Origin of the sequence: Nesterenkonia lacusekhoensis (assembly GCF_017876395.1) — a bacterium.
Classification (GTDB): domain Bacteria; phylum Actinomycetota; class Actinomycetes; order Actinomycetales; family Micrococcaceae; genus Nesterenkonia; species Nesterenkonia lacusekhoensis.
In genome coordinates this window covers 1588037-1612030 of the sequence record NZ_JAGINX010000001.1, presented here as the reverse complement: position 1 = coordinate 1612030, position 23994 = coordinate 1588037, and the positions used below count along the sequence as shown (strand labels likewise).

The following is a 23994-nucleotide window of genomic DNA, read 5'->3' as shown; positions in this document are numbered from 1 at the left end:
AGCCGTATCATGGGTGGACCACAGCGGGCAGGGCCGGGGGAAGCCCCGGTCCTTCAGGAGACTATGACGAAGAAACACGAGACCACACCCTCCGCGGACCAGGCGCAGCACGCCGAGACGCAGGAGGAGACCAGCCAGTCCTCGATCGATGCGACCATCGAGCGCATCCTCGCGGCTGATGAGACCAACCGCCAGCGCAGCGTGCTCGATGAGCGCGCACGCGAGCTCTCCTCACTGCAGGTGGAACACGCGGAGACCGACGGTGAGCAGTACGACCTCTTCGAGCGCCGCTCGCTGCGGCGTGTGGACGGGCTCTCCACGGAGCTCGAAGACGTCACCGAGGTCGAATACCGCCAGCTGCGCCTCGAGCGTGTGGTGCTGGCCGGGATCTATGTGGGCGGTCAGTCCGCTGAGGCTGAGCATTCGCTGCGGGAGCTCGCGGCCCTGGCAGAGACTGCCGGCTCCACAGTGTTGGACGGCTTCCTGCAGAAGCGCGCCACCCCGGACCCGGGGACGTTCTTCGGATCCGGCAAGGCCGAGCAGATCCGCCAGGCCGTGGCCGACGTCGGGGCCGACACGGTGATCGTCGACTCTGAGCTGGCCCCCTCCCAGCGCCGAGGCCTGGAGGACATCGTGAAGGTCAAGGTCATCGACCGCACCGGCCTGATCCTGGACATCTTCGCCCAGCACGCCAAGTCCCGGGAGGGCAAGGCTCAGGTGGAGCTGGCTCAGCTGGAATACCTGCTGCCGCGTCTGCGCGGCTGGGGCGAGTCCATGTCCCGACAGGCCGGCGGCCAGGTCGGCGGCGCAGGGGCCGGCATGGGCTCCCGTGGCCCGGGTGAGACTAAGATCGAGCTGGACCGGCGTCGCATCAACCAGCGGATGGCCAAGCTGCGTCGCGAGATCGCCAACATGAAGCCTGCCCGCGAGGCCAAGCGCGCCAATCGGCGGCGGAACGCCGTGCCGTCGGTGGCCATCGCCGGCTACACCAACGCGGGCAAGTCCTCGCTGCTCAACCGGCTCACCGACGCCGGCGTGCTGGTGGAGAACGCCCTGTTCGCCACGCTGGATCCCACGGTCCGCAAGGCGAGCACCCCGGACGGCATCGGGTACACGCTCTCGGACACCGTCGGGTTCGTGCGGGCCCTGCCGACGCAGCTGGTCGAGGCCTTCCGTTCGACGCTGGAGGAGGTGGCCGACGCCGACCTCATCCTGCACGTCGTCGACGCCTCGCATCCTGAGCCTGAGGGCCAGATCGCAGCGGTGCGGCAGGTCCTCGCCGATGTCGGCGCCGATGAGGTGGACGAGATCATCGTCCTGAACAAGGCCGATGCCGCCGAGTGGGACGTGGTGGAACGGATCCGACGCCGTGAGCCGCATACGGTGCTGGTCTCGGCCCGCACCGGTGACGGCGTGGATGAGCTGAAGAACCTCGTCAGCGAGTCCATCCCGCGCCCGAACGTCCCGCTGGAGCTTCTGGTGCCCTACGCCGACGGCGACATCGTCGCCCGCCTGCATGCCGAGGACGTCGAGATCGTCTCCACCTCCTACGCGGAGGAGGGGACGCGGCTCAGCGTGCGCGTGCGTCCGGAGATGACCGCGGACCTGGCGAAGTTCCAGGTGGCTGAGTGACCGAGACGGCCACCCGGTCCACGGGCTACACCCGATCGCTGCAGCTGCTCGACCACGCAGTCTCCGCCATGGGCGGGGTCAAGCGCGAAGGGCAGTCCGAGATGGCCAAGAACGTGGCGATGGCGCTGCGGAAGCGGCGCCACCTCATGGTCCAGGCGGGCACCGGAACCGGCAAATCGCTGGCCTATCTGGTGCCCGCCGTGGTCCATGCCCTGGACGCCGAGCGTCCGGTGCTGATCTCCACGGCGACTCTGGCCCTGCAGGCTCAGATCATGGGGCGCGACCTGCCGCGGCTCCTCGGGAACCTGGACGAGGAGCTGGACCGACCGGTGGATGTCGCGCTGGTCAAAGGTCGGGCCAACTATGTGTGCAAGCACAAGCTCGACGGCGGCTTCCCCGAGGAGGACGACGACGATCAGGCCCTGTTCAACGTCGCGGCAGAGCCCGGCGGCGGTGTGAGCACCTTCGAGCCCAGCTCGCGCTTGGGCAAGGAGATCGTCATGCTGCGCGAGTGGGCGCAGACCACGGAGACCGGTGACCGTGACGATCTGCCCGAGGGCGTCACCGACCGCGCCTGGCGGCAGGTCTCGGTCAACGCAGTGGACTGCATCGGAGCTCGGAAGTGCCCGATGGCCTCGGAGTGCTTCTCCGAGCTGGCCCGGGAGAAGGCTCAGGACGCAGACCTGGTGGTCACCAACCACGCCATGCTGGCCATCGATGCGTTCGAGGGTCTGGAGGTGCTGCCCGAACATGACGCGGTCATCGTCGACGAGGCCCATGAGCTCTCCGAGCGCGTCACCTCCGCAGTGACCGCACATCTGTCGGCTCAGATGATCTTGGCCGCCGCCTCTTCGGCGCGCAAACACACGGCCATCAACGTGGACGCGCTGCAGAGTGCGGCCACAGCTGTGGAGGCCGCCTTCCACCTGGTTGAGTCTGGGCTGCTCCCGCGTGGGATGAACCCCCAGCAGACCGAGGCGGTGGAGCTGGCCCGCAACGCCGCCCGCACCGCGCTGTCCGACTCCAAGCCCTCGGGCGATTCGGAGGCCGATGCCGGCCGAAAGACCGCACGGGCGAGGCTGCAGGCAGTCCAGGACACTGCTGACCGGATGCTCGAATCGCACCAGACCCCTGATGTCATCTGGCTCAGCCGTCCGGGCAGCTTCAGCCCAGGGAAGGGCTACCAGGAGGCATCTCCGGAGGAACCCCCACTGATCTACGTGGCGCCCACTTCGGTGGCTGCGCGGCTGCGCGAAGGCCTCTTCGGCGATCGCACAGTGGTGCTGACCTCAGCCACGCTGACGATCGGTGACAGCTTCGATCCTGTGGCCGGCTCTTTGGGGCTGATGGGGGAGAAGGCTCCGGACTGGGATGCTGTGGATGTCGGCAGTCCCTTCGACTATCCCAAGCAGGGGATGCTCTACGTGGCCAAACACCTGCCGGCGCCCTCGCTGAAGACTGCGGAACAGCAGCGCGATGAGCTCGCTGGACTGATCGAGGCCTCAGGCGGTGCCACCCTGGCCCTGTTCTCCTCGAGGCGCGCGGCCGAGGAGGCCGCGGAGGACCTGCGGGAGCGCCTCGATGTGCCCATCCTCTGCCAGGGCGACTCCACGATGTCCGCCCTGGTCAAGCAGTTCGCCGAGGAGGAGGAGACCTGCCTCTTCGGCACCATGAGCCTGTGGCAGGGAGTGGACGTCCCCGGACGTTCCTGCCGGCTCGTGGCCATCGATCGGATTCCCTTCCCCCGGCCGGATGACCCGTTGAACAGTGCGCGCAGCCAGGAGGTGGCCCGCAGCGGCGGCAATGGCTTCATGCAGGTGGCCGCCACGCATGCCGCCACGCGTCTGGCTCAGGGAGCTGGGCGCCTGATCAGGACCGCCGAGGACCGGGGAGTCCTGGCGATCCTGGACTCACGGCTCGCCACTGCCCGCTATGGAGGTTTCCTGAAGAAGTCCATGCCGAACTTCTGGGCGACCACCGACGGTGACGTGGCCCGTGGGGCGCTGTCCCGTCTCGCCCAGGGCTGAGCCGGCTCAGAGGCTGCGGAGCACAGTCACGACTTTGCCCATGATGCTGGCCTCGTCGCCGAGGATGGGTTCATACATACGGTTCTGTGGCAGCAGCCACAGATGCCCGTCCCGCCGCTTGAGCGTCTTCACGGTGGATTCGTCGTCCAGCAGGGCCGCGACGATGTCTCCGTTCTCCGCATCCTGCTGCCGGCGCACCACGACCCAGTCATCTTCGAAGATCCCCGCCTCGATCATCGAATCGCCGCGGACCTGCAGCATGAACAGCTCGCCCTCACCGGTGAGCTGACGCGGAAGCGGCATGACGTCTTCGACCTGCTGGTCGGCGAGGATCGGTCCACCGGCGGCGATGCGTCCCACCAGAGGGACATCGGCGGTGCGGGAGTCGGTCTCTGCCCGATAGGCGTTCAGATCGGTCACGGGCCCTGAGGGCTCGGCGGTCTCCTGGGCGGACTCCTGCAGGAGCGGCTGCCCGGAGGAGTCGCGGATGACCTCCATGGCGCGAGGCTTGCCCGGCACGCGCTTGAGATAGCCCATCTCCTGCAGCCGGGCCAGCTGATGGGTCACCGAAGAGAGCGAGGCCAGGCCGCAGGCATCACCGATCTCCCGCATCGACGGCGGGTAGCTGCGCTCTGCCAGGGACTCCTGGATGATGTCCACGATGCGGCGCTGCCGCTCGGTCAGGCGGGGGACGGCGTCTCCCTCTGCTGTCTTCCGGGCCATTGCTCTGCCTCTCTTGCCGTTGCGTGCACCGTCCGACGGCTGCGCACAGACCTTCCTGTCACGCCTTCATGTCAGTGCCTGCTGATGGACTGCTCCGTGTTCGAAGATATGGCCAGATTACTCGAAATCGTAGACGTGTTCCATGATTTTCGCGGCCGAGCCTGGAACATACTCGAAGATATGTGCTACAAATAGAACACAGGTTCGAAAGAGAGGTTTCTCATGCACACCACGATGCGGCTCACCCGGCGCGGGCGTCTGCTGCTCTTCGGCATGCCCGCCTTCGCCCTGCTGACTGCCCTCGTCGTCGGGATGTTCTTCCTGGCCGGCGCGCTGGTCAACCAGGCCCAGGCATCCTCCTCCGAAGCCCCGGGGGTCTCCGCTGAGGAGGTCCAGGTGGGCGCCGGGGACACCCTCTGGGACGTGGCGTCCCAGGTGGATTCTGACCAGGACATCCGTGAACTCATCGGGCAGATCGCCGAGCTCAACGGGCTGGAGAGCTCAGAGCTGCAGCCCGGCCAGACCCTGTACGTGCCGGTGGAGGACTGACCCAGGCACTGAAGGCCGATGGCTTCGCGGATAGGATGGTCCGGTGACAACTCCGCAGGAAGACTCTCAGGAACAGCGCTCCCAGAAGCTGGCGGCTCTGCCGCTGCGTGAGGAGCTGCGCGGGCAGGAGCCCTATGGCGCTCCTCAGCTGACCGTGCCGGCGATGCTTAACGTCAATGAGACCACCTATGACGTTCCCGCCGAAGTGGTCGAGGCGATCACTGAGCAGGTCCGCAGGGCGGCCGTCGGGCTGAACCGCTATCCGGACCGCGAGTTCACCGCCCTGCGGGAGAAGCTCGCCGACTACCTCAGTCGGGAGAGCTCCCTGTCCTCTCCGCTCGCTGCGGAGAACATGTGGGCCGCCAACGGTTCCAACGAGATCATGCAGCACATCTTCCAGGCATTCGCCGGCCCGGGGCGCTCCGTGCTCGCCTTCCCGCCCACCTACTCCATGTACCCCCTCTACGCCCGGGGCACCTACAGCGACTACATCGCCGGTGAGCGCGAGGACGACTTCACTCAGTCCGCGGAGAGCGTGGCGCGACAGATCCGAGCTCACCGCCCTCACGTGGTCATCCTGTGCTCTCCCAACAACCCCACCGGCACGGCCTTGGGGCTGGATGTGGTCGAAGCTGCCTACGAGGCGGCCCGCGACTCGGACACCATGGTCGTGGTCGATGAGGCCTACGGTGAGTTCCGCCAGCAGGGCACACCGTCGGCCTTGGAGCTGCTGGCCGGCCGTGAGCGTCTGATCGTCTCGCGCACCATGAGCAAAGCCTTCGCCCTGGCCGGCGGCCGGCTCGGGTATCTTGCGGCCGCCCCTGAGGTCACGGACGCCCTGCGCCTGGTGCGCCTGCCGTATCACCTCTCCGCCATCACCCAGGCCACGGCCGAGGCGGCGTTGGATCACAGCGCTGCGCTCATGGCCAACGTGGAACGCATCAGAGTCCAACGCGATCGCATCGTCGCCGAACTTGGGGCGATGGGGCTGGACCCGAAACCTTCTGACGCAAACTTCGTGTTCTTCGGCGGACTCCAGGACGAGAAGGCCGCCTGGAAGCACCTCCTCGACGACGGCGTCCTCATCCGGGATGTGGGCATCCCACAGCATCTGCGGGTCACCGCAGGGACTGCGGAGGAGACCACGTCCTTCCTGGACTCCCTGCGTCGGTACGTGTCGGGTGGATCCCCTCGTGCCGCCGCGCACGGATAGACTGACTGACTATGGGAGCAGAACAGAACCAGGCGCAGCTGATCGGTGGCCGTGTGGCTGAGATGGAGCGCGTCACCAGTGAGTCCAGCGTGAAGGTCCGGATGGACCTGGACGGCACCGGACGGGCCGACATCAGCACCAGCGTGCCGTTCTACGACCACATGCTGACCGCTCTGGCCAAGCACTCGCTGATCGACCTCGATGTCGAGGCCACCGGCGATACTCATATCGATGTCCATCACACGGTGGAGGACACGGCCATCGTGCTCGGTGAGGTGCTGCGCACGGCCCTGGGTGAGAAACGGGGCATCCGCCGTTTCGGCGAGGCCACAGTTCCGCTGGACGAGGCGCTGGCCCACGCGGTCGTCGACGTCTCGGGCCGGCCGTACCTGGTCCACAGCGGGGAGCCGGAGGGCCAGCAGTACCACCTCATCGGGGGGCATTTCACCGGCTCCATGACCCGCCACGCCTTCGAGGCCATCACGTACCACTCGGGGATCTGTCTGCATATGCGAGTGCTCGGCGGCCGGGATCCCCACCACATCGTGGAGGCGCAGTTCAAAGCCTTCGCCCGAGCACTGCGCGCAGCTGTGGAGAGCGACCCCAGGACCGACGACATCCCCTCCACGAAGGGAGCCCTCTGATGGCCGCACCCGAGGTCGTCGTCCTCGACTACGGCTCGGGCAACGTCCACTCGGCCGTGCGCGCCCTGGAGCGCGCCGGAGCCTCGGTGACTCTGACGCGGGACACAGACGCGGTCCTCAACGCCCAGGGCCTCGTGGTGCCGGGCGTAGGCGCCTTCGCCGCCGTCATGGATTCGTTGAAGGCCATCGATGCCCCGCGCTGGATCGGACGCCGCATCGCCGGCGGACGGCCGGTCCTTGGGATCTGCGTCGGGCACCAGATCCTGTTCGAACGCAGCATCGAACATGGAATCCCGGCCGAGGGGATGGGGGAGTGGCCCGGTGAGGTCACCGCTCTGCCGGAGGACGCGGTGGTCCCGCACATGGGGTGGAACACCGTCCGCCCGCCTGAGGGCAGCGTGCTCTTCGACGGCATCGAGGAGGAGCGCTTCTACTTCGTCCACTCCTACGCCGTGCAGAGCTGGAACTTCGACGTGACCATCCCCGAGATGTCCCAGCCGAAGGTGACCTGGTCCCATCACGGCGCCGACTTCATCGCAGCCGTGGAGAACGGTCCGCTCTCGGCGGCGCAGTTCCATCCGGAGAAGTCCGGCGACGCCGGCATGCAGCTGCTGCGCAACTGGATCACCAGCCTGTAGAGGAACAAGAGAGAGACTCATGACTGACACTGACACCACTGTTCCCACCGAGGTTCCGGCTCTGGAGCTGCTGCCTGCCGTCGACGTGGCCGACGGTCAGGCTGTGCGCCTGGTCCAGGGTGAGGCCGGTTCGGAGACCAGCTACGGCGACCCCCTCGAAGCCGCCCTGACCTGGCAGCAGCAGGGCGCCGAATGGATCCATCTGGTGGACCTCGACGCCGCCTTCGGCCGCGGGAACAACCGTGAGGTCCTGCGCCGCGTAGTCGACGAGATCGACATCAGGATCGAGCTCTCCGGCGGCATCCGCGATGACGAGTCACTGGACCGCGCCCTGGAGTTCGGCGCAGCCCGCGTCAACCTCGGCACCGCGGCACTGGAGGACCCGGAGTGGACCGCCCGAGCCATCGAACGCCACGGCGATGCCATCGCAGTGGGCTTGGACGTCCGCGGCGAGACGCTGGCCGCCCGCGGCTGGACGCAGGAGGGCGGCAATCTCTGGGAGGTCCTCGAGCGCCTCGAGGATGCCGGCTGCCCCCGGTATGTGGTCACCGACGTGACCAAGGACGGCACGCTGCGCGGCCCGAACACCGAGCTGCTGGCCCAGGTCAGCGCCAAGACCAATAAGCCCGTCGTCGCCTCCGGCGGCATCTCCTCCATCGAGGACGTCCAGGCTCTGGCCGCGATGGTCTCCTCCGGTGTGGAGGGAGCCATCATGGGCAAGGCGCTCTACGCTGGGAAGTTCACCCTGCCCGAGGCGCTGAAGGCCGCTGCGCAGTCCGCATGAGCGGCAAGGAACTTCCCGGGCACATCGCAGCGCTGCTGCAGCGCCAGAACCGCGACGGTGAAGGTCGTGCCGCCGATTCGGCGGGGATCACCTGGCAGGGACGCGACCTCTCAGGTGGGGGAAACCCCCTGCACACCTTCGACGGCGACGACGGCCTGGCCGCGCCCGCACTGGTCCGGGCACGGGAGGCACTCATCGCCGGTGAGGCCGCTGAAGCCGATATTGTGGCTGCTCTGGCCGGAGTCCGGCTCTTCGTTCCGGTGCTGGCCACTGGTGAGGGCGACGCCGAGCACGGTGATAAGCAGGCCGAGATCTCGCTGATCAGCATCCGTTCCAACGATGGCCGGCAGACCATGCCGGTCTTCTCCTCGGTGGAGGCGCTGACCGGCTGGCACCCCGAGGCCCGGCCGGTGGCCGCCGAGACGGAGCGGGTCATGCTCGCCGCCTTGGCCGAGGACGCCGAGCTGGTGGTGCTGGATCCGCGATCCGAGTTCCCCTTCGTGCTGCGGACTCCTGCTCTCACCGCCCTGGCGCAGGGCAAGCCTTGGACACCGTCCTATGCGGACCTCGACGTCGCCCAGGAGCTGGAGGGCATTCTGCCGGAATGCCCGGGTGTGCTCCGGTTGGAGGTCCGTCCTGCTCAGGGCATCGCCTCGGCGACCGCCTCCGGAGAACCGGTCGCCGGCGGCGGTGTGGGCCCGGAGCTGCTGGTCGGCGTCGTGCCGGAACCGGGCCTGGACGACGTGGACGTCCGTCTGGCGGTGGCCAGTGTTCAGGCGGCGCTGGGAGACCTTCAGCTGCTGCGGGAGCGTGCTGATTCGGTCACGCTCACTGTTCTGTCTCCGCAGCCTCCGCGTTAGCCACCGTCTCCTGGATCTGTCCGCAGATCTGCTGCAGCACTGCGGCCTGCTCATCGTCCAGAGCGGGGTGGAAGAGCTGTTTGATGTGCTGTCCGTGGACGGCGCGGGCCTCTTCGAAGACCGCCACGCCTTCCTCCGTCAGCTGTGCGGTCATGCCGCGGCGGTCATTCGGATCGGTGAAACGGGTGAGCAGACCACGCGTCTGGAGTGCCTTGACCTGGTAGGAGAGCCGGGAGGGGGAGAACACCATACGCTCGGCCAGCTCACCCATGCGCAGCTGGTAGCCCTCGGACTCAGCCAGCAGGAGCAGCACGTTGTAGTCGCTGAGCCGCAGGCCGGTGGTGGAGAACAGGCGTTTCTCCATGCGGTCGCTGATCACCGCGGAGGTCTCGAAGAAGGCGCGCCAAGCGAGCGCCTTGGGGGAGAACCCGGTGAGATTGCGTTGGCCTGACATCCCTCCACCTCCTTCAGATACGTGCTCACACGAAGAATGGCCTGACTCGCAGAGAGCCAGGCCATTCTATCCGGTCTGCGCCGCGGTGAGCTCAGGAGTCGGTCGAGCGGACCTCACCGGTGGAGACGTCCACGGAGACCTCGACGTCGTTGGTCAGTTCGATCTCCCAAATCACCGCGCCTCCTTCGGTGTCCAGCTCGACCTGCTCCACCTCGGCGCCGCCCTCCTCGGCGGCCGTGGTCAGGGCCTCGACGATGTCGATCTCGACTGCCTCGGCCCTCTGCTGGTCATCGCTGTCGATGCCGTCTTCCTCAGCGTCGATGATCTCGAAGCTCTCGCGGTCCACCTCGAGCTCCCACTCGGTCTGGCCCTCATAGACGACGATCTCGTAGTAGTCGTCATCGGTGTCGAGTTCGGTGACCACGCCGTCAGGGTGCTCCGCGAGCGCCGCGTCGATGGCCTGGAACAGCGGCTCATCGGGGGTCTCTCCGTCCTCGCCCTCAGCGGCGTCCTGCTGAGCATCCTCGTTCTGCTGAGCGCTCTCTTCCTGTCGGGCCTGATCGTCCTGGGCGGCGTCGTCCTGCTCTTCGGTCGCGGAGTCGTTGTCCGTGCCCACGGTGACCGCGGAACCGGGCTCGGCCTCGTCGCCGGTGGTGTCAGGCCCGCATGCGGTCAGGGCCAGAGTGCCGATGGCCGCTGCGGAGAGCAGGGTGGAGGCGCGGGAAGTTCCAGAGGTGGGGATCACGGTGTTCATCATGGCTCCATTCTTCAGGCGACCCATGAGAGGACGATGAGACGGCTCACCGGGTGGGGCTCATTCCCCGGCTCCTTCATCCGGAGGATTCTCCGGATCGCCGCCGATGTTGTTCTCGCGCAGCGGGTCGTCTCCTTCAGGGACGACAGCGCCGTTATTGGCGTCGATGACAGTGGTGCTCTCCGTGCCGGTGCCTTCGACGGTCACCGACCAGACGATGAGCCCGTTCTCGCGGGACTCCAGCTGAGCTTCCATGATGTTCCCAGAGGCTTCGCTGCGGGCGATCTGCATGGCACGCAGCAGAGGGACCTCAGCGTTCTCGGAGAGCTCCAGCAGATCCTCGTCGGCCTCCGAGCGAGTCAGCTCCTCGACGTAGTGCTCGCCCTCCTGGTCGGTGGCCGCGCTGATCATCTCGCCCTCGACCAGCACGTCGACGACCATGCCGGTCTCGCCCTCCTCACGCTCGGCGGTGAAGCCCACAGCGTGTCCCTCGTGCTCCGTGATCACCGTGTTGACCGCGACCATGCCCACGTCCTGAGAGATGTCGATGTCCTCGGTGCCGTGCGGATTCTCGGCCGAGGGTTCGGCCGAGGGGAGGTAGGTGTCATCCTCCTCCACACCGTCGGGCAGGTCCGGCATGGCGTCATCATCGGCGCAGGAGGCCAGCAGGGAGGCGGAGAGCAGGATCCCCAGCACGGCGGAGGAGCTGCGCACAGGGTGGGATGAGGAGCCGGAAAGATGCATGGATCCATATCTACCGTCGCCACCTCCACGCTCACTGAATATGACCTGAGGACGTGGGCACAGCCCACTGCACGACCATCGGATTCTCCGGGCGCAGCAGAACGGCCCGGCCCGGCACGGGGCGGGACAGCACCGGCACAGACATGGCGAAGGCATCCCCCTGGGACCGATGGGTGGGGCTGAGCAGCATATTGCCCGGCCCGCCGCGGGCGCGGTGGGCCCAGGGGATGGTGCCGAACACCGAGGGCCCCGGGGCCGCGGCAGCCACTACTCGGACTCCGCGCAGCAGCAGCTGTTCGACTCTCTGATGTTCCGTCGGGCCGAGCCGGTCCGCGTCGTCGATCAGCAGGATCTCCGGCAGGCGGTCGCCGCCGGACTCCAGCTCCTGGGCGCCGGACTCCAGCTGCTCCCACCATCGAGCGCGGCCGGACAGCTGCTGGTCCAGCAGACGCAGAGCCGAGGACTTGCCCATGGCCCGGGCGCCCAGGATCAGGGTCACCGCTCCCAGTTCCAGCGCCACCGGGCCATGGGTGAACTGGGCGACGCCGATGACCGGGCATGCGCCGGGACCCTTCCGTTCTTCTGCGCTCCCGGGCAGCGACGTCGCTGGGAGCTCCTCCGGCAGCGGATGGACCCGGACCGGCGGCTCCCTAGGAGGCCCATCACCTCGCGGCGGCGTCTCGGCCTCTGCCGCGGAGACCAGCTGCACCTCCAACCCCGGGGCCGGGTGATGCGGATCGATCAGGACGCCTCGCCCCGGCAGGGCATCGACCGGTCTGAGCTTGGGCCACATGAAGCTGGTGTCTGTCGACACCCCGTAGGGCAGATAGATGCGGGCCGGAATCCGTGCTCCCAGCTTTCCGCTGACCAGCTCTCTGCCTCCGGAGAGCACAGCAGAGATCCCGACGCCGTCCCCTTCGCTGATCAGGGTGCCCAGCGCATGGTCCATCATCCCGGGGCCGGAGGACTGGGCGGCCATATGCCACTGGGCATGTCCGCTCATCAGCACGATCAGCGGGGTCCGGGCGCGCTCCCGGCTGATGCGGCGAAGGGCCAGTTCCTCCTTCAGCGCGGCCAAGAGATGGTCCAGCTCGGGCATGTGTTCCTCGGTGATCCAGCTGCCCACGCGGGGGTGGTCTCGGAACTGCTCCAGGGAGCGGTCCCCATCCAACAGGTACACATGCACTGGTTCATCTCCGGCCAGCAGCTGGGCGGTCAGCGACCTGAGGGCCTGCGCTCCTCCGGAGCCTCCCTCTCCGATCAGCGCCAGACTCTGCGGGGCACGGGGGTGTACCCGCAGCGGCCACTGATCCTGGCGGGCGGGATCATCCACCATCGCGAGCATGGGGTCCGAGCCGTCGTGGCTGACTGGAACATCCTTCGGCAGGGCAGGCAGCAGGGGAGTGTGGGGACGGGACCTGGTGTGTTCGGCGCCGGCCAGGCGCCTCACGATCTGCGGAGAGGAGTCCTCCCAGTCGGCCGGTCCTGCGGCGTGCACCCGTGCGGAGGCGGGCGCGGCGCGCAGGACTTCAGAGCCGGAGCTCAGCCGTGCCGACTGGAACGGCACCGGTGCCTCGCCCGGTCTGCGGACGATGCCTCGGCCCGGGAGGTCCCGGGGGATGCGGCCCGCCTCGGCGGTGCCCACCAGGTCCTGGGATTCGTCGTCGCCGCGCAGCCGCAGGGTGATCACAGCGCCGATGTTCGCCCGGATGTCGGGGGTGACCACGCCCTGAGGCCGTTGGGTGGCCAGGACCAGGTGAAGGCCCAGCGACCGCCCCAGAGTGGCCAGACGCATCAGCTCATCCATCGTGTCCGGAAGCTCATGGGAGAAGATCCGGAACTCATCGATGACGACCAGCATGCGGGCCAGCGGCCTCTCCGGAGCCAGCCGCCGGTATTCGGAGTAGTCACCGGCACCTGTCTCCAAGAAGAGCCGCTCCCGGCGTGTGAGCTCTGAGCGAATGCCTTCGAGGGTGCGTTCCGCCTGCGCTTGGGAGAGGTCAGTGACCAGTCCCAGGGAATGCTCCAGCTGGTCGATGGTCTGGAAGGTGGAGCCGCCCTTGAAGTCGAAGAGCACGAAGTTGACCTCCTCCGGCCCGTAGGCGGCCGCCCACCCGAGCATCAGTGACTTGAGCAGCTCCGACTTGCCGGAGCCGGAGGTTCCTGCCAGGAGGATATGAGGGCCGTCGTTGACGAGATCCAGCAGCTCAGCGGAGTCGGCGCCGCGGCCGAGCTCGGCGATCAGGCTGCGTCGGGCTGAGCGGGCCATCAGCGGATCCGGCAGCGAGGCGTCATGCTGTCGCGGCAGACCCGGTGCTCCGCCGCCGTCGGTGCAGTGCGGGAGGGCCAGACGCAGCAGCTCGGCCGTCGTCTGGGACGAGAGCCCATCAGCCACGAGTTCCTGGGCGCGGTCCGTGGTGTCGTCCTCGTGGGGCTCTCCGTCTCCTCGAGGCCTACGACCGGACGAGGAGCCGGGTGTGACGGCGCCTGCTGACAGATCGACGAGCTGGAGGTCCTCGCGGGAGGTTAACAGCCCCCGCTCGTCCTCTGATGTGTTCGGAGGCGATGTCAGCACATGCCACCCTCGGGCCGCAGCGCGTTCGGCCAGGGGAGTGCCGAGCCCGCCCGAGGCGAGCAGCACGCCAGCTGGGCCCTCGGAGACGGCGGCGGGGAGTGTGTCCTCGGTGAGCTCTGCCGCGGCGAGGAGACGCACCTGCTCCAGGTCCTCGAGCTCGGCGGGCAGGCGCAGTCCGGCATCGCAGACCAGCAGCGGCGGCCTGTTCCGGGACGGACGGATCAGCAGCTGCAGAAGGATCCAGCGGAAGAGTCGGTCGACCTCGCGCCGGTGCCCGCGGATCAGGGTCTGCAGTCCCGGGTGCAGGTTCAGCGCAGCCCCGGTCCGGGTGAGAGTCTCCGGCGGTGAGGCTGAAGTGGCCAGCTCCAGCTGAGCGGGCACCTGCGCGCTGCCCAGGCGCACGGTGGCATCGGGCATGGACGGGGCTGCGCCCTCCCGGAGGAGGCGGCTGACGCGTCCCGGTGTGGGCAGCGCCAGACTGCGGCGTCGGGCCCACTCCGCGGCGGCCTGCTGGAGAGCGCGCCGGTAGCGCCGACGGCGTCGGGTCGCGTCGATCACCGTGCCCAGCGCCACCAGAGCCGAGGCGGCGCTGAAGAGCAGAAAGAACCACATGCCGGTCACCGTCACCAGAACGATGCCGGCGACCAGCGGGACCAGTGCCATCACCAGCATCATGCGGTGCTTGCCTTCGGGAGGTTCGCCGTCCACCGCTTGAGGTGCAGTGGGCCACCTGCCTCCGGAGGCAGGTGCCGGGCCGCGCAGGAGCTCAAAGGTGCTGCGGCCCCGGGTCAGCGGTTCGCCGCTGGTCCACGGCAGCGATCTTCCCTGTTCTCGGATGCGGATGCCGCGCTCGCCGATGCTGAGCCGCAGCTGCTCGCGGCCCAGTGCCGGGTCTGCCACGGTAATCTCTGCGGCGCGGCCGATGCCGCGGGTTCCGCGGGTCAGTGGGAGGAGGCGGCCGGCGTCGGGCCCTTGGTCGATGCACAGTCTCAGTCCCGCGGTCCGGCTGCGTGGAGCACGGGGCGCGGTCGAGGGGCGCTGCGGTGCCAGGACCACCACCATGCCCGGATGGATCTGTGGGGACTCGGACGGCAGTTCGGCCAGCGGAGTCCCCGCACTGTGGGTCTGCAGCGCCGCCAGTCGGCTTCGGGCGTCGGAGGGAAGGTGGCCCGCGGCCCACTCCAGCACCGCTGCGCGCAGCTGTGCGCCGTCGGGAGATCGCAGTCCGGTCAGGGACAGGCGCAGCTCATGGGGCATGCGGCCGGCGGCACGGTGCAATGCGGCCCAGTGGCCCGTGTCCAAGGCGCCCGGGGCATGCACCACGGTGATGGTCAGAGACATGCGCCGCATCCTAGGGCGGTGAGCGAAGCCACTGTGCCGAACCCTGCGTGTCTGTGGATATCTTTCCACCTAAGCATTGAATATTCATTCTTTATCCACAGATTTCCCAGACCATTGGAAGAAAACGTTCAGGAGTGATTGAGTAATTCCTTGTGACGCAGTGAACGGGACGCAGTGAATATGACGCAGCAGAGGGACGGAGAGCAGCCGGTGGACGCGTTGGCGATGGTGGAGAGCGAAGTCCGCGAACAGATCCGCGATCGAGGTCTGGACCCTGCAGCGGACCGCTCCAGCGTCAGCGATCTGGTGGAGACCGCCGTCGGCGAGTACGACAAGCGCTCGCTGCTGACCACGCTTCCGCTCTTAGGCCCCTTCGACCGGGCCGTCAAACACGTGATGGATGCTGTGGCCGGCTTCGGGGAGCTCCAGCCGCTGTTGGACGACGCCACGGTGGAGGAGATCTGGGTCAACGGGACCAATGAAGTCTTCGTGGCACGCAACGGGCGCTCGGAGCTGACGTCGGTGACGCTGAGTGAGGAACGGCTGCGGGACCTGGTCGAGCGGATGCTGAAGTCGTCGGGCCGTCGGCTCGACCTCTCCTCGCCCTTCGTCGATGCCTCTCTGCCGGACGGATCCCGCCTGCACGTCGTCATCCCGGACATCACACGGCGCTGGGCGGTCAACATCCGCAAATTCATCGCTCGAGCCTCCTCGCTGGAGGATCTGACCGCCTCGGGGTCGTTGAGCCCGGCGGCGGCCGGATTCCTGGAGACCGCCGTGGCCGACGGGTCCAATGTATTGGTCTCCGGTGCCACCCAGGCGGGGAAGACGACTCTGTTGAACTGCCTCAGTTCGGCCATCGGGCCGCGGGAGCGTGTGGTCACGGTGGAGGAGATCTTCGAGTTGGATATTCCTCTGCGGGACGTCGTCGGGATGCAGTGCCGCCAGCCCAACTTGGAGAACGAGGGTGAGATCCCGCTGCGCCGCCTGGTGAAAGAGGCGCTGCGGATGCGCCCGGACCGCCTGCTGGTCGGAGAGGTCCGGGAGGCCGAGAGCATGGACATGCTCATCGCCTTGAACAGCGGCTTGCCAGGGATGTGCACGATCCATGCCAACAGCGCCCGCGATGCTTTGACCAAGATCGCCACTCTCCCGCTGCTCTCGGGCCCCAACGTGACCCGTGACTTCATCCTGCCCACAGTGGCCTCCTGCTTGGATCTGGTGGTCCACTGCGTGCGCGATCAGCAGGGCAGACGCTATGTGGAGGAGATCCTCGCTGTCGGCTCCCGGGTGGAGTCCGGCACCATCGAGACCACCACGCTCTTCAGCCGCGAGGACGGCGAGCTCGTCCCCTCCGGCGTCCCGCTGTTCGACCTGCCCAAGCTCTCCGGCCAGGCTCGCCGGCAGCTCGAGCGGGAGGGCGCGAGCGTATGAGCCTGTTCCTCGGTCTCTGCCTGGGCCTCGGTCTGTTGTGCATCTGGTGGTCCTTCTGGCCACGGGCCAAGCGACCCGCGTCCCGCGCCAGACGGCCGGCAAAGGTGCAGAAGCTGCTGGCCGAGGCAGGCCATCCGCGTCTGAGCGCATCGGCGGTGCTCGTGGCCACCTTCTTCTGCGCGCTGACGGCATTCCTGACGGTGGTGCTGCTGACTGCGGCCGTGCCCGTGGCTCTGTGCTTCACCCTCTTCGCCTCCGCTCTGCCGTGGGCGGCGCTGAACTGGCAGGCCTCCAAGCGTCGTGCCGTGCTCCGAGAGCTCTGGCCCGACGCCGTCGATCACCTCCGCTCCGCCGTGCGCGCCGGCATGTCGCTTCCTGAAGCCCTGGCCCAGCTGGGTCAGTCCGGACCGGAGCCGCTGCGTGAGCCCTTCGCGGAGTTCGGCAGGGACTACCGCTCCGGCCAGACGATGGAGCTGGCCCTGATCCGGCTGCGGGAGCGCCTCGCTGACCCGGTGGGAGACCGGATCGTGGTCGCGCTGAACATCGCCCGAGAGGTCGGCGGATCGGACCTGGGGCGGCTGCTGAGCACTCTCGCCGAGTTTCTCCGGGAGAACGCCCGGACCCGCAGCGAGTTGGAGGCTCGTCAGAGCTGGACCCGCAACGCGGCCAAGCTCGCCGTCGCTGCTCCGTGGATCGTTGTGCTGCTGCTCTCCACCCAGCCGGAGGCTGCCGAGGCCTACCGCGGCATGACCGGGCTGGGAGTCCTCGGCGCGGGTCTGGCAGTCTCTGTGATCTGCTATCGGGTGATGCTGCGCTTGGGCGCTCTGCCGGTCGAGGAGCGGGTCTTCGCATGACCCCGGTGATCGCATGGGCGGCGGCGGCCGGGCTCGGACTGGGCTTCGGCCTGGTGGTGGTGCTGCGCTCCCTGCCGATGATGAACCGGCCCAGCTTCGAGGAGCGGGTGGCTCCGATGCTGCGTTCCTCAGCCGCCGGCGGCGTCGACCTCTTCCACCAGCCGCAGAGCCTGGTCTCGCTCTCTGTGGCCCAACGCATCTTCGGCCCGGTCCTGCGTGAGGCGCTGAAGCAGCTGGACCGGTTCAGCATCGACGCCGACCAGCTCCGTCGTCGCCTGGACCAGGCTGATGCCGGCATCACCCTCAGCGAATACCGCATCCAGCAGCTCGGCTGCGCCGCAGCAGGGGCGCTGCTGGCCGCGGGGGCCAATGCGGCCGCCTTCTTCAGCGGCAGCTTCCACGGATTCATCGCTCTGATCAGCATTCTGGTGCTGACAGTGCTGGGCTTCGCGCTGCGGGACAACATGCTCTCGGCCCGGGTCCGACGTCGTCAGGCGCGCATGCTCTCCGAGTTCCCGACAGTCGCTGAGATGATCGCCCTGGCGGTCAGCGCCGGTGAGAGCGCTCCCGGGGCCTTCGAACGCGTCAGCAGGGTCTCCCGAGGAGAGCTCAACGCCGAGCTGCGCAAGGTGCTGGCCCAGACCCGCGCCGGAACCAGCTTCACCCACGCGCTGAAGCACATGTCCGCACGTGTCCAGTCGCCGCCGATCTCCCGGTTCCTGGAAGGGATCATCGTGGCTATGGAACGGGGCACACCGTTGGCCGATGTCATGCACGCGCAGGCTCAGGATGTGCGTGACCTCGGCAAGCGCGAGCTGATGGAGACCGCGGGCCGCAAAGAGCTCAGCATGTTGGTCCCTGTGGTCTTCGGCATCCTTCCTCTGACGGTGGTCTTCGCCGTCTTTCCGGGACTCGAGCTGCTGTCCCTGGGGCCCTGAGCCGCCTCGCCGGCCTGACCTGCCCCCGACTGACCTGATCTGCCCACCGACCGACCCACTCATCATCCACAACGGAAAGGGACACTATGTTGAACCAGCTGCACACCGAGGAGCGGGGCGATGTGCCCGGATGGGTGATGATCACCCTCATGTCTGCAGTGCTGGTGGCCGGACTCCTGGCGGTCGCCCAGCCTGCCCTGCAGAGCCTGTTCAGCGATGCCATCGACCAGGTCTCTCAGTGAGCGGTCCCGCCGAGCGCGGGCGCTGAGGCACATCCCGGGAGCTGCACCTCGCGGCGGGGCGGATCACGACGCCGAGGACACGCGTCGCTCTGCCGATGAGCGCGGCGCGGCGACCGCCGAGTTCGTGATGGTCTCGGCGCTGTTGGTGCTGCTGACCATGCTGATCCTTCAGCTGGCCTTCCTGGTGCATGTGCGCAACACCCTCATCGACGCGGCCTCCACCGGGGCTCGTCTGGGCGTGCTGCATGATCGTACGCCGCAGGATGGTGCGCAGCGGACCGCGGAGCTGATCAGTGGGTCGATCACCGAGGCCCACGCCGAGGACATCAGCTACGAGTACGTGCCCGCGGGGGAGGGCCGCAGCCTGCGCATCACCGTCAGGACGCAGGTTCCTCTGTTGGGTCCCTACCTGGGTGCCGGCGCGCTGGAGGTCAGTGGGAATGCCTATGAGTTCGACTGAACCTCAAAGTCCTCCTGCACTGCTGAGCAGGCTCCATGACGAAGACCGTGGCTCCTCGCTCATCGAGTTCACGCTGCTGGGCACTCTGCTGCTGGTCCCCGTGGCCTACCTGCTCATCGCCGTCTCCACCGTGCAGGCGGCGGCCTATGCCGGTGCCGGGGCAGCGGATCAGGCCGCCAAGGTCTTTGTCTCCTCCTCTTCAGAAGGTCAGGAGCGACAGCTGCGCAGCGAAGCTGCTGTGGAGGCCGCGCTCGCGGACTTCGACATCGACGCGGAGCAGGCCGTGGTCACCCTCGCCTGTCCTGCCGGTTCCTGCGACCAGGACGGGGACATCGTGGCCTTCACCGTGGAGATCAGCGTGCCGGTGCCGCTCATTCCAGCAGTGGGCTCCTGGCAGTCCACTCTGGCGACGGTCAGCTCCACCTCCGCGCAGGTGCAGAGCGGATGAGCGCGGCCGAGCTGGAGCAGGAGGAGCGTGGACAGTCTTCGGTGCTGATCCTGGGCATGCTGGTGATCCTGCTGCTCGCCTCGGCGGTGGTCGCTGGGGCCACTGCGGTGAACCTGGAGGCTCGCAAGCTGCTCAGTGCCGCCGACGGCGCCTCCTCAGCAGCCGCCCAGAGCGCGACTGCATCTGGGGCCTCGCCGAGTCTCAGCGAACGTCAGGTCCGGGCCGCGGCCCAGGACTATTTGAGCAGCAGCGGAGCTCACCAGCGCTTCACCGCGGTGGAGATCACCCAGGCCTCCACCGCTGACGGGGGCTCCACCGCTGAGGTCGAGCTGGCCGCCGCCGTGGAGCTGCCCCTGGTCAGCTGGGTGCTGCCGGCCCACGTCACCGTGACTGCAGAGTCCCACGCCCGGGTGAGCCTGAACCGGTAGGGGACTCGCAGCCGCTGAAGGAGGTGAACCCCCGCCGCGGCCGGTAGTGTAGAGACGTTATGGCAGACATCGATTTCCCCACCGAGCTCCAGGAGCTGCGCGACACGCTGCGGCGCATCACTGAGGTCATCGACCTCGAGGCCCTCGAGAAGGAGGTCTCTGAACTGGAGCAGCAGGCCGCTGACCCGAATCTCTGGGACAACCAGGAGAACGCTCAGCGGGTGAACTCCCAGCTGAGCCACAAGCAGGCTCAGCTGCAGCGGGTCCGGAAGCTCGCCAACCGCATCGACGACGTCGAGGTCATGGTGGAGATGGGCCAGGAGGAGGGCGACCCGGACACGGTCGCCGAGGCTGCGGACGAGGTGGCTTCGATCCGCAAGGCGCTGGAGTCGTTGGAGATCGTCACTCTGATGTCCGGCGAATATGACGAACACGACGCCGTGGTCACCATCCGGGCCGGCGCCGGCGGTGTGGACGCCGCGGACTTTTCCGAGATGCTGCTGCGCATGTACACCCGCTGGGCGGAGAACCGGAACTGGGACGTGAAGGTCCTCGACACCTCCTACGCCGAGGAGGCGGGGCTGAAGTCGGCCACCTTCGAGATCAAGGCTCCTTACGCGTTCGGCACGCTCTCGGTGGAGGCCGGCACCCACCGTCTGGTGCGCATCAGCCCGTTCGACAACCAGGGCCGCCGTCAGACCAGCTTCGCCGCAGTGGAGGTCATCCCGCTGCTGGAGGGCACCGAGTCCATCGACATCGACGAGAACGACCTCAAGATCGACGTCTACCGGTCCTCGGGCCCGGGCGGACAGTCGGTCAACACCACCGACTCCGCAGTGCGCATCACGCACCTGCCCACCGGCGTGGTGGTGTCCATGCAGAACGAGAAGTCGCAGATTCAGAACCGCGCGGCCGCGATGCGCGTGCTCGAATCCCGCCTCCTGCTGCTGAAGAAGGAGGAGGAGGCCGCCGAGAAGAAGGAGCTCGCCGGCGACATCAAGGCCTCCTGGGGCGATCAGATCCGTTCCTACGTGCTGCACCCGTATCAGATGGTCAAGGACCTGCGGACAGGCCACGAGACCGGCAACGCAGACAAGGTGCTCGACGGCGAGCTCGAAGGCTTCATCGAGGCGGGCATCCGGTGGCGCGGCCAGGGCGGAGAGGACGCCCAGTAAGGTGATCCGCTTCGACCACGTCACCCGCCGTTATCAGCAGGATGGGCGGCCGGCGCTCGACGACGTCTCCATCGAGTTCGAACGCGGCGACTTCGTCTTCCTGATCGGAGCCTCCGGCTCGGGCAAGTCCACTCTGCTGCGGATGATCCTGCGCGAGGGGCTTCCGCAGAAGGGCAAGATCACAGTGGCCGGGCAGAACCTGGGACTCATGCTGGAGAAGCGTGTGCCGGACTACCGGCGCAGCATCGGTATGGTCTTCCAGGACTTCCGCCTGCTGCCGGATAAGACCGTCTTTGAGAACGTGGCCTTCGCGATGCGCGTCATCGGAGCTCCGCGCTCCTCGATCCGCCGGCGCGTGACCAAAGTCCTCGAGCGGGTGAACCTGGAGCACCTGGCCAAGCGCTATCCCCATGAGATCTCCGGCGGCGAGCAGCAGCGGGCCGCCATCGCCCGCGCCATCGTCAACGAGCCGGCGATCCTGCTGGCCGATGAGCCCACCGGCAATCTGGACCCGCGGGCGGCGGAAGAGGTCATGAAGGTCCTGCGCTGGATCAGTTCCTCCGGAACTACGGTCATCATGGCCACCCACGACCGTCCGATCGTCGACGCCATGCGGCGTCGGGTGGTGCAGCTGCACCGCGGGGCTCTGGTCCGCGACCAGCAGCGCGGCACCTATGACCCTCCGCCCGGCTCGGAGGCGTGGGAGCTGCTGCGCGGCGAAGAGGCCGACGCCGGCCTGCGCGCCTCAGATCCGACGCCGGCTCAGCCGAGCGCTCCGGCTGAGGACGCCTCGGAGGCCGTGGCTGGGCCTGTCCCCGCGGAGGGTGCGCCGGAGCGAGACGCGTCTGATGAGGTCGTGACCGGAGAGGAGGCCCAGGCAGCGCCGGAACCGGCGCCTGAGGCAGCGCCGGAATCGGAACCTGAGGCAGAGGCGGCCCCGGAGTCGCGGACACAGTCAGAATCGGAACCCCAGTCAGAACCGGAGCCCGAGCCGGAACCTTCAGCCGAGCCGGAGGCTGAGTCGCCGGCCCCGCAGCAGGAGGAGAGCATCCGCGTGGTCTGGCCGCGCCGGAGCCCCCAGGACGTGACTGCGGAGGTGCCCGAGCCCACAGGCGATTTCGACGGCACCGAACTCCCCGATCTGGGCCGTGACGGCTTCGAAGAGAGCGAGCACGTTGAGGAGGAGGCGCCGGAGCCCGCTGCCGCGGAGGAGGACCCTGAGCTGGTGGAGGATGATCCGCAGCCGCCGACTGACGGGGCTCCCGCACCGGCGGCTCCGAACCGTCCGCGCCCCCAGCAGGCCAAGAAGCCCCGGCTGGACTGGCTCGCCCATCCCGAAGAGGACGATTCGGGCGGGGATGCGACCGATGAGGCACTGAGTGCGGAGGAGAACACCCGCCGCCTGGCCCGTCCGGCCTCCTCGCCGTCGGATGCGGCCCGGCCGCAGGCCCCGTCGTCTGAGAAGCCGACGACGCCGCGGCCGAAGTCCTCGGCCTCACAGTCCACCTACACCGATGCCCGCCGAACCGCCGAGCAGCTGGGCATCACCCGATCACGCAGAGGTTTCTGGCGCCGAAGGAGGGACGGATGAATCGCCTGCTCTACATGCTGCGCGAGACGCTGACCTCGCTGCGCCGCAATGTCGCCATGGTGGCTTCGGTCATCCTGGTCACGTTCATCTCGCTGACCTTCGTCGGAGCCGCCGCTCTGATGCAGACTCAGGTCAATCAGATCACCGATGACTTCTACGACCGCCTCGAAGTCTCCGTCTTCCTCTGCACGGAGAGCTCCGCCCAGTCGGCCTGCCCCACAGGAGCGGTCACTGAGGATCAGCGTGAGGGGATCGAACAGTCCCTGGAGGAGGGGGCCGCCAGCCAGTACGTCTCCAGCTACCGCTATGAGTCTCAGGAACAGGCGCTGGAGAACTTCCTGGAGAACAACGAGGACTCGGCTCGTGCCGACAGCGTGGACGCCGCAGATATGCCGGAGTCCTTCCGCATCCTGCTGCACGAGCCGCAGGAGTATCCGATCGTCACCGAGCTCTTCGCCGCCGCCCCCGGCGTGGAGACCGTCGCCGACCAGCAGGAGACTCTGGATCAGATCTTCTCCATCCTCAACGGCCTGACCCTGGTGGCACTGATCATCGCCGCAGTCATGATCGTCTGTGCTGTGCTTCTGGTGGCCACCACGATCAGGCTCTCGGCGTTCAGCCGACGGCGTGAGACCGGCATCATGCGCTTGGTGGGTGCCTCGAAGTCCATGATCCGCGGGCCCTTCGTCTTCGAAGGCGTCTTCGCCGCCGTCGTGGGTTCACTGCTGGCCTGTGCGGCCACCTGGGCCATCGCCGAGTTCCTGCTGGGCCAATGGCTCTCCGAGCAGGTGCCGGGGATCCGGTTCATCGACTCCTCGGACTCCTGGATCATCATGCCGCTGCTGGTGCTGATCGCGGCTGTGCTGGCTGTGCTGGCCTCCTGGCTGACGGTCCGCCGCTACCTGCGTGTATGATGAAGGGCTGTTCCCCAGCCAGCAGGCACCGATGAGGAGGTGGCACGATGGGCAAGCACAGCTCTTCTCCCAAGAAGAAGGGGTCCAAGAATGAGAAGGACCCCAACAACCACACAGTGGCCCTCAATCGGCGTGCCCGCCACGACTACTCCATCCTGGACACCTATGAGGCCGGACTGGTGCTCAGCGGCACGGAGGTGAAGTCGCTGCGGCAGGGGACCGCCAACCTCACCGAGGGCTTCGCCGCGTTCTCTCCCAGTGGAGAGCTGTGGTTGGAGAACGTCCACATTCCTGAGTACCTCAACGGCACGTGGACCAATCACGCGGCTCGCCGCAAGCGTAAGCTGCTGCTGCACCGCAAGGAGCTCATCAAGATCTCTCGGCAGGTGGAGAACCCCGGTCTGACCGTGGTTCCGCTGCGCCTGTACTTCAAGGACGGCCGGGCCAAGGTGGAGATCGGCGTCGCCCAGGGTAAGCGTGAGTTCGACAAGCGCCAGGCCCTGCGGGAGAAGCAGGACGCCCGTGAGGCCCAGCGCGCGATGCGCTACCGGAACCTTCGCGCCTCCTGAGGC

Annotated in this window: 24 protein-coding genes; 19 read left to right on the top strand and 5 right to left on the bottom strand. The window is 67.7% G+C overall.

Annotated features, from left to right (window positions below):
• Window positions 1-63: 63 nt before the first annotated feature.
• Both hflX and JOF45_RS07610 read left to right on the top strand, forming a co-directional pair.
• Window positions 64-1632, top strand: coding sequence for a GTPase HflX (hflX, locus tag JOF45_RS07615; RefSeq protein WP_210048857.1), 1569 nt, complete (start codon window positions 64-66; stop codon window positions 1630-1632).
• Entirely contained in the window at window positions 1629-3659 is a 2031-nt protein-coding gene (locus tag JOF45_RS07610; RefSeq protein WP_342591434.1) for an ATP-dependent DNA helicase, read from the top strand. The genes hflX and JOF45_RS07610 overlap by 4 nt, the downstream gene beginning before the upstream one ends.
• 6 nt (window positions 3660-3665) lie before the next feature.
• Here the strand turns inward: JOF45_RS07610 and lexA are convergent, their stop codons facing one another.
• On the bottom strand, window positions 3666-4382 hold the full coding sequence (gene lexA, locus JOF45_RS07605; RefSeq protein WP_210048855.1) for a transcriptional repressor LexA: 717 nt from the start codon (window positions 4380-4382) through the stop codon (window positions 3666-3668).
• A gap of 222 nt (window positions 4383-4604) precedes the next feature.
• Between lexA and JOF45_RS07600 the strand changes: the two genes are divergently transcribed.
• Genes JOF45_RS07600 through JOF45_RS07575 form a run of 6 tightly spaced genes read left to right on the top strand, consistent with a single transcriptional unit; the run spans window position 4605 to window position 9070 of the window.
• Window positions 4605-4931 (top strand): LysM peptidoglycan-binding domain-containing protein, encoded by a 327-nt coding sequence (locus JOF45_RS07600; RefSeq protein WP_210048853.1) that lies wholly within the window; start codon window positions 4605-4607, stop codon window positions 4929-4931.
• A gap of 43 nt (window positions 4932-4974) precedes the next feature.
• Window positions 4975-6144, top strand: a complete 1170-nt coding sequence (locus JOF45_RS07595; RefSeq protein WP_210048851.1) for a histidinol-phosphate transaminase — start codon at window positions 4975-4977, stop codon at window positions 6142-6144.
• Window positions 6145-6155: 11 nt separating this feature from the next.
• Window positions 6156-6788 carry an imidazoleglycerol-phosphate dehydratase HisB gene (gene hisB / locus JOF45_RS07590; protein ID WP_210048849.1) on the top strand — a complete coding sequence of 211 codons (633 nt, stop codon included), beginning with the start codon at window positions 6156-6158 and terminating at the stop codon, window positions 6786-6788.
• On the top strand, window positions 6788-7426 hold the full coding sequence (gene hisH, locus JOF45_RS07585) for an imidazole glycerol phosphate synthase subunit HisH (protein WP_210048847.1): 639 nt from the start codon (window positions 6788-6790) through the stop codon (window positions 7424-7426). The genes hisB and hisH overlap by 1 nt, the downstream gene beginning before the upstream one ends.
• Before the next feature lie 19 nt (window positions 7427-7445).
• The gene (gene priA, locus JOF45_RS07580; RefSeq protein WP_210048845.1) at window positions 7446-8210 is read left to right on the top strand and encodes a bifunctional 1-(5-phosphoribosyl)-5-((5-phosphoribosylamino)methylideneamino)imidazole-4-carboxamide isomerase/phosphoribosylanthranilate isomerase PriA; all 765 of its coding nucleotides are present in this window, start codon (window positions 7446-7448) and stop codon (window positions 8208-8210) included.
• A complete protein-coding gene (locus JOF45_RS07575; RefSeq protein ID WP_210048843.1) occupies window positions 8207-9070 on the top strand; it encodes an SseB family protein in 864 nt (287 codons plus the stop codon). The genes priA and JOF45_RS07575 overlap by 4 nt, the downstream gene beginning before the upstream one ends.
• On the opposite strand, the gene JOF45_RS07570 is transcribed toward JOF45_RS07575, so the two are convergent.
• The 4 genes from JOF45_RS07570 to JOF45_RS07555 all read right to left on the bottom strand — a co-directional run bounded on the left by JOF45_RS07570 (window position 9039) and on the right by JOF45_RS07555 (window position 14938).
• Window positions 9039-9524, bottom strand: a complete 486-nt coding sequence (locus JOF45_RS07570; RefSeq protein ID WP_210048841.1) for a MarR family winged helix-turn-helix transcriptional regulator — start codon at window positions 9522-9524, stop codon at window positions 9039-9041. The genes JOF45_RS07575 and JOF45_RS07570 overlap by 32 nt on opposite strands.
• Before the next feature lie 91 nt (window positions 9525-9615).
• Entirely contained in the window at window positions 9616-10281 is a 666-nt protein-coding gene (locus JOF45_RS07565; RefSeq protein WP_210048840.1) for a PepSY domain-containing protein, read from the bottom strand.
• Window positions 10282-10338: 57 nt separating this feature from the next.
• Complete coding sequence (locus JOF45_RS07560; RefSeq protein ID WP_210048839.1) at window positions 10339-11022, bottom strand: PepSY domain-containing protein; 684 nt, start codon at window positions 11020-11022, stop codon at window positions 10339-10341.
• A 31-nt stretch (window positions 11023-11053) separates the two neighbouring features.
• Window positions 11054-14938, bottom strand: coding sequence for an FtsK/SpoIIIE domain-containing protein (locus tag JOF45_RS07555; protein ID WP_210048838.1), 3885 nt, complete (start codon window positions 14936-14938; stop codon window positions 11054-11056).
• A gap of 210 nt (window positions 14939-15148) precedes the next feature.
• On the opposite strand from JOF45_RS07555, the gene JOF45_RS07550 reads away from it, so the two are divergent.
• From JOF45_RS07550 to smpB, 11 genes are all read left to right on the top strand, one after another.
• A complete protein-coding gene (locus JOF45_RS07550; protein ID WP_210051376.1) occupies window positions 15149-16372 on the top strand; it encodes a TadA family conjugal transfer-associated ATPase in 1224 nt (407 codons plus the stop codon).
• Window positions 16369-17226 carry a type II secretion system F family protein gene (locus JOF45_RS07545; RefSeq protein WP_210048837.1) on the top strand — a complete coding sequence of 286 codons (858 nt, stop codon included), beginning with the start codon at window positions 16369-16371 and terminating at the stop codon, window positions 17224-17226. Before JOF45_RS07550 ends, JOF45_RS07545 begins: the two co-directional genes overlap by 4 nt.
• Window positions 17223-18164, top strand: coding sequence for a type II secretion system F family protein (locus tag JOF45_RS07540; RefSeq protein WP_210048836.1), 942 nt, complete (start codon window positions 17223-17225; stop codon window positions 18162-18164). Before JOF45_RS07545 ends, JOF45_RS07540 begins: the two co-directional genes overlap by 4 nt.
• Before the next feature lie 86 nt (window positions 18165-18250).
• Complete coding sequence (locus JOF45_RS07535) at window positions 18251-18406, top strand: hypothetical protein (RefSeq protein ID WP_210048835.1); 156 nt, start codon at window positions 18251-18253, stop codon at window positions 18404-18406.
• Entirely contained in the window at window positions 18381-18866 is a 486-nt protein-coding gene (locus tag JOF45_RS07530; protein WP_210048834.1) for a TadE/TadG family type IV pilus assembly protein, read from the top strand. The genes JOF45_RS07535 and JOF45_RS07530 overlap by 26 nt, the downstream gene beginning before the upstream one ends.
• Window positions 18853-19314, top strand: a complete 462-nt coding sequence (locus tag JOF45_RS07525; RefSeq protein WP_210048831.1) for a hypothetical protein — start codon at window positions 18853-18855, stop codon at window positions 19312-19314. The genes JOF45_RS07530 and JOF45_RS07525 overlap by 14 nt, the downstream gene beginning before the upstream one ends.
• The gene (locus JOF45_RS07520; RefSeq protein ID WP_210048829.1) at window positions 19311-19742 is read left to right on the top strand and encodes a pilus assembly protein TadG-related protein; all 432 of its coding nucleotides are present in this window, start codon (window positions 19311-19313) and stop codon (window positions 19740-19742) included. The genes JOF45_RS07525 and JOF45_RS07520 overlap by 4 nt, the downstream gene beginning before the upstream one ends.
• Window positions 19743-19801: 59 nt before the next feature.
• Window positions 19802-20917: a peptide chain release factor 2 gene (gene prfB, locus JOF45_RS07515; protein ID WP_210048827.1), complete on the top strand. Its 1116-nt coding sequence runs from the start codon at window positions 19802-19804 to the stop codon at window positions 20915-20917.
• Window position 20918: 1 nt separating this feature from the next.
• Entirely contained in the window at window positions 20919-22508 is a 1590-nt protein-coding gene (gene ftsE / locus JOF45_RS07510) for a cell division ATP-binding protein FtsE (protein WP_210048825.1), read from the top strand.
• Complete coding sequence (ftsX, locus tag JOF45_RS07505) at window positions 22505-23422, top strand: permease-like cell division protein FtsX (protein WP_210048823.1); 918 nt, start codon at window positions 22505-22507, stop codon at window positions 23420-23422. Before ftsE ends, ftsX begins: the two co-directional genes overlap by 4 nt.
• A 47-nt stretch (window positions 23423-23469) precedes the next feature.
• Window positions 23470-23991 carry an SsrA-binding protein SmpB gene (gene smpB, locus JOF45_RS07500; RefSeq protein ID WP_210048821.1) on the top strand — a complete coding sequence of 174 codons (522 nt, stop codon included), beginning with the start codon at window positions 23470-23472 and terminating at the stop codon, window positions 23989-23991.
• The last annotated feature ends 3 nt before the right edge of the window (window positions 23992-23994 follow it).

What these genes read in the sequence shown, in the direction of transcription:
- hflX (WP_210048857.1), top strand. Translation starts at nt 64, where the DNA reads ATGACGAAGAAACACGAGACCACACCCTCCGCGGACCAGGCGCAGCAC.
- smpB (WP_210048821.1), top strand. Translation starts at nt 23,470, where the DNA reads ATGGGCAAGCACAGCTCTTCTCCCAAGAAGAAGGGGTCCAAGAATGAG.
- JOF45_RS07575 (WP_210048843.1), top strand. Translation starts at nt 8,207, where the DNA reads ATGAGCGGCAAGGAACTTCCCGGGCACATCGCAGCGCTGCTGCAGCGC.
- JOF45_RS07535 (WP_210048835.1), top strand. Translation starts at nt 18,251, where the DNA reads ATGTTGAACCAGCTGCACACCGAGGAGCGGGGCGATGTGCCCGGATGG.
- JOF45_RS07520 (WP_210048829.1), top strand. Translation starts at nt 19,311, where the DNA reads ATGAGCGCGGCCGAGCTGGAGCAGGAGGAGCGTGGACAGTCTTCGGTG.
- hisH (WP_210048847.1), top strand. Translation starts at nt 6,788, where the DNA reads ATGGCCGCACCCGAGGTCGTCGTCCTCGACTACGGCTCGGGCAACGTC.
- JOF45_RS07525 (WP_210048831.1), top strand. Translation starts at nt 18,853, where the DNA reads ATGAGTTCGACTGAACCTCAAAGTCCTCCTGCACTGCTGAGCAGGCTC.
- hisB (WP_210048849.1), top strand. Translation starts at nt 6,156, where the DNA reads ATGGGAGCAGAACAGAACCAGGCGCAGCTGATCGGTGGCCGTGTGGCT.
- JOF45_RS07545 (WP_210048837.1), top strand. Translation starts at nt 16,369, where the DNA reads ATGAGCCTGTTCCTCGGTCTCTGCCTGGGCCTCGGTCTGTTGTGCATC.
- JOF45_RS07530 (WP_210048834.1), top strand. Translation starts at nt 18,381, where the DNA reads ATGCCATCGACCAGGTCTCTCAGTGAGCGGTCCCGCCGAGCGCGGGCG.
- ftsX (WP_210048823.1), top strand. Translation starts at nt 22,505, where the DNA reads ATGAATCGCCTGCTCTACATGCTGCGCGAGACGCTGACCTCGCTGCGC.
- JOF45_RS07540 (WP_210048836.1), top strand. Translation starts at nt 17,223, where the DNA reads ATGACCCCGGTGATCGCATGGGCGGCGGCGGCCGGGCTCGGACTGGGC.
- priA (WP_210048845.1), top strand. Translation starts at nt 7,446, where the DNA reads ATGACTGACACTGACACCACTGTTCCCACCGAGGTTCCGGCTCTGGAG.
- prfB (WP_210048827.1), top strand. Translation starts at nt 19,802, where the DNA reads ATGGCAGACATCGATTTCCCCACCGAGCTCCAGGAGCTGCGCGACACG.
- JOF45_RS07565 (WP_210048840.1), bottom strand. Translation starts at nt 10,281, where the DNA reads ATGATGAACACCGTGATCCCCACCTCTGGAACTTCCCGCGCCTCCACC.
- lexA (WP_210048855.1), bottom strand. Translation starts at nt 4,382, where the DNA reads ATGGCCCGGAAGACAGCAGAGGGAGACGCCGTCCCCCGCCTGACCGAG.
- JOF45_RS07560 (WP_210048839.1), bottom strand. Translation starts at nt 11,022, where the DNA reads ATGCATCTTTCCGGCTCCTCATCCCACCCTGTGCGCAGCTCCTCCGCC.
- JOF45_RS07600 (WP_210048853.1), top strand. Translation starts at nt 4,605, where the DNA reads ATGCACACCACGATGCGGCTCACCCGGCGCGGGCGTCTGCTGCTCTTC.
- JOF45_RS07570 (WP_210048841.1), bottom strand. Translation starts at nt 9,524, where the DNA reads ATGTCAGGCCAACGCAATCTCACCGGGTTCTCCCCCAAGGCGCTCGCT.
- JOF45_RS07555 (WP_210048838.1), bottom strand. Translation starts at nt 14,938, where the DNA reads ATGTCTCTGACCATCACCGTGGTGCATGCCCCGGGCGCCTTGGACACG.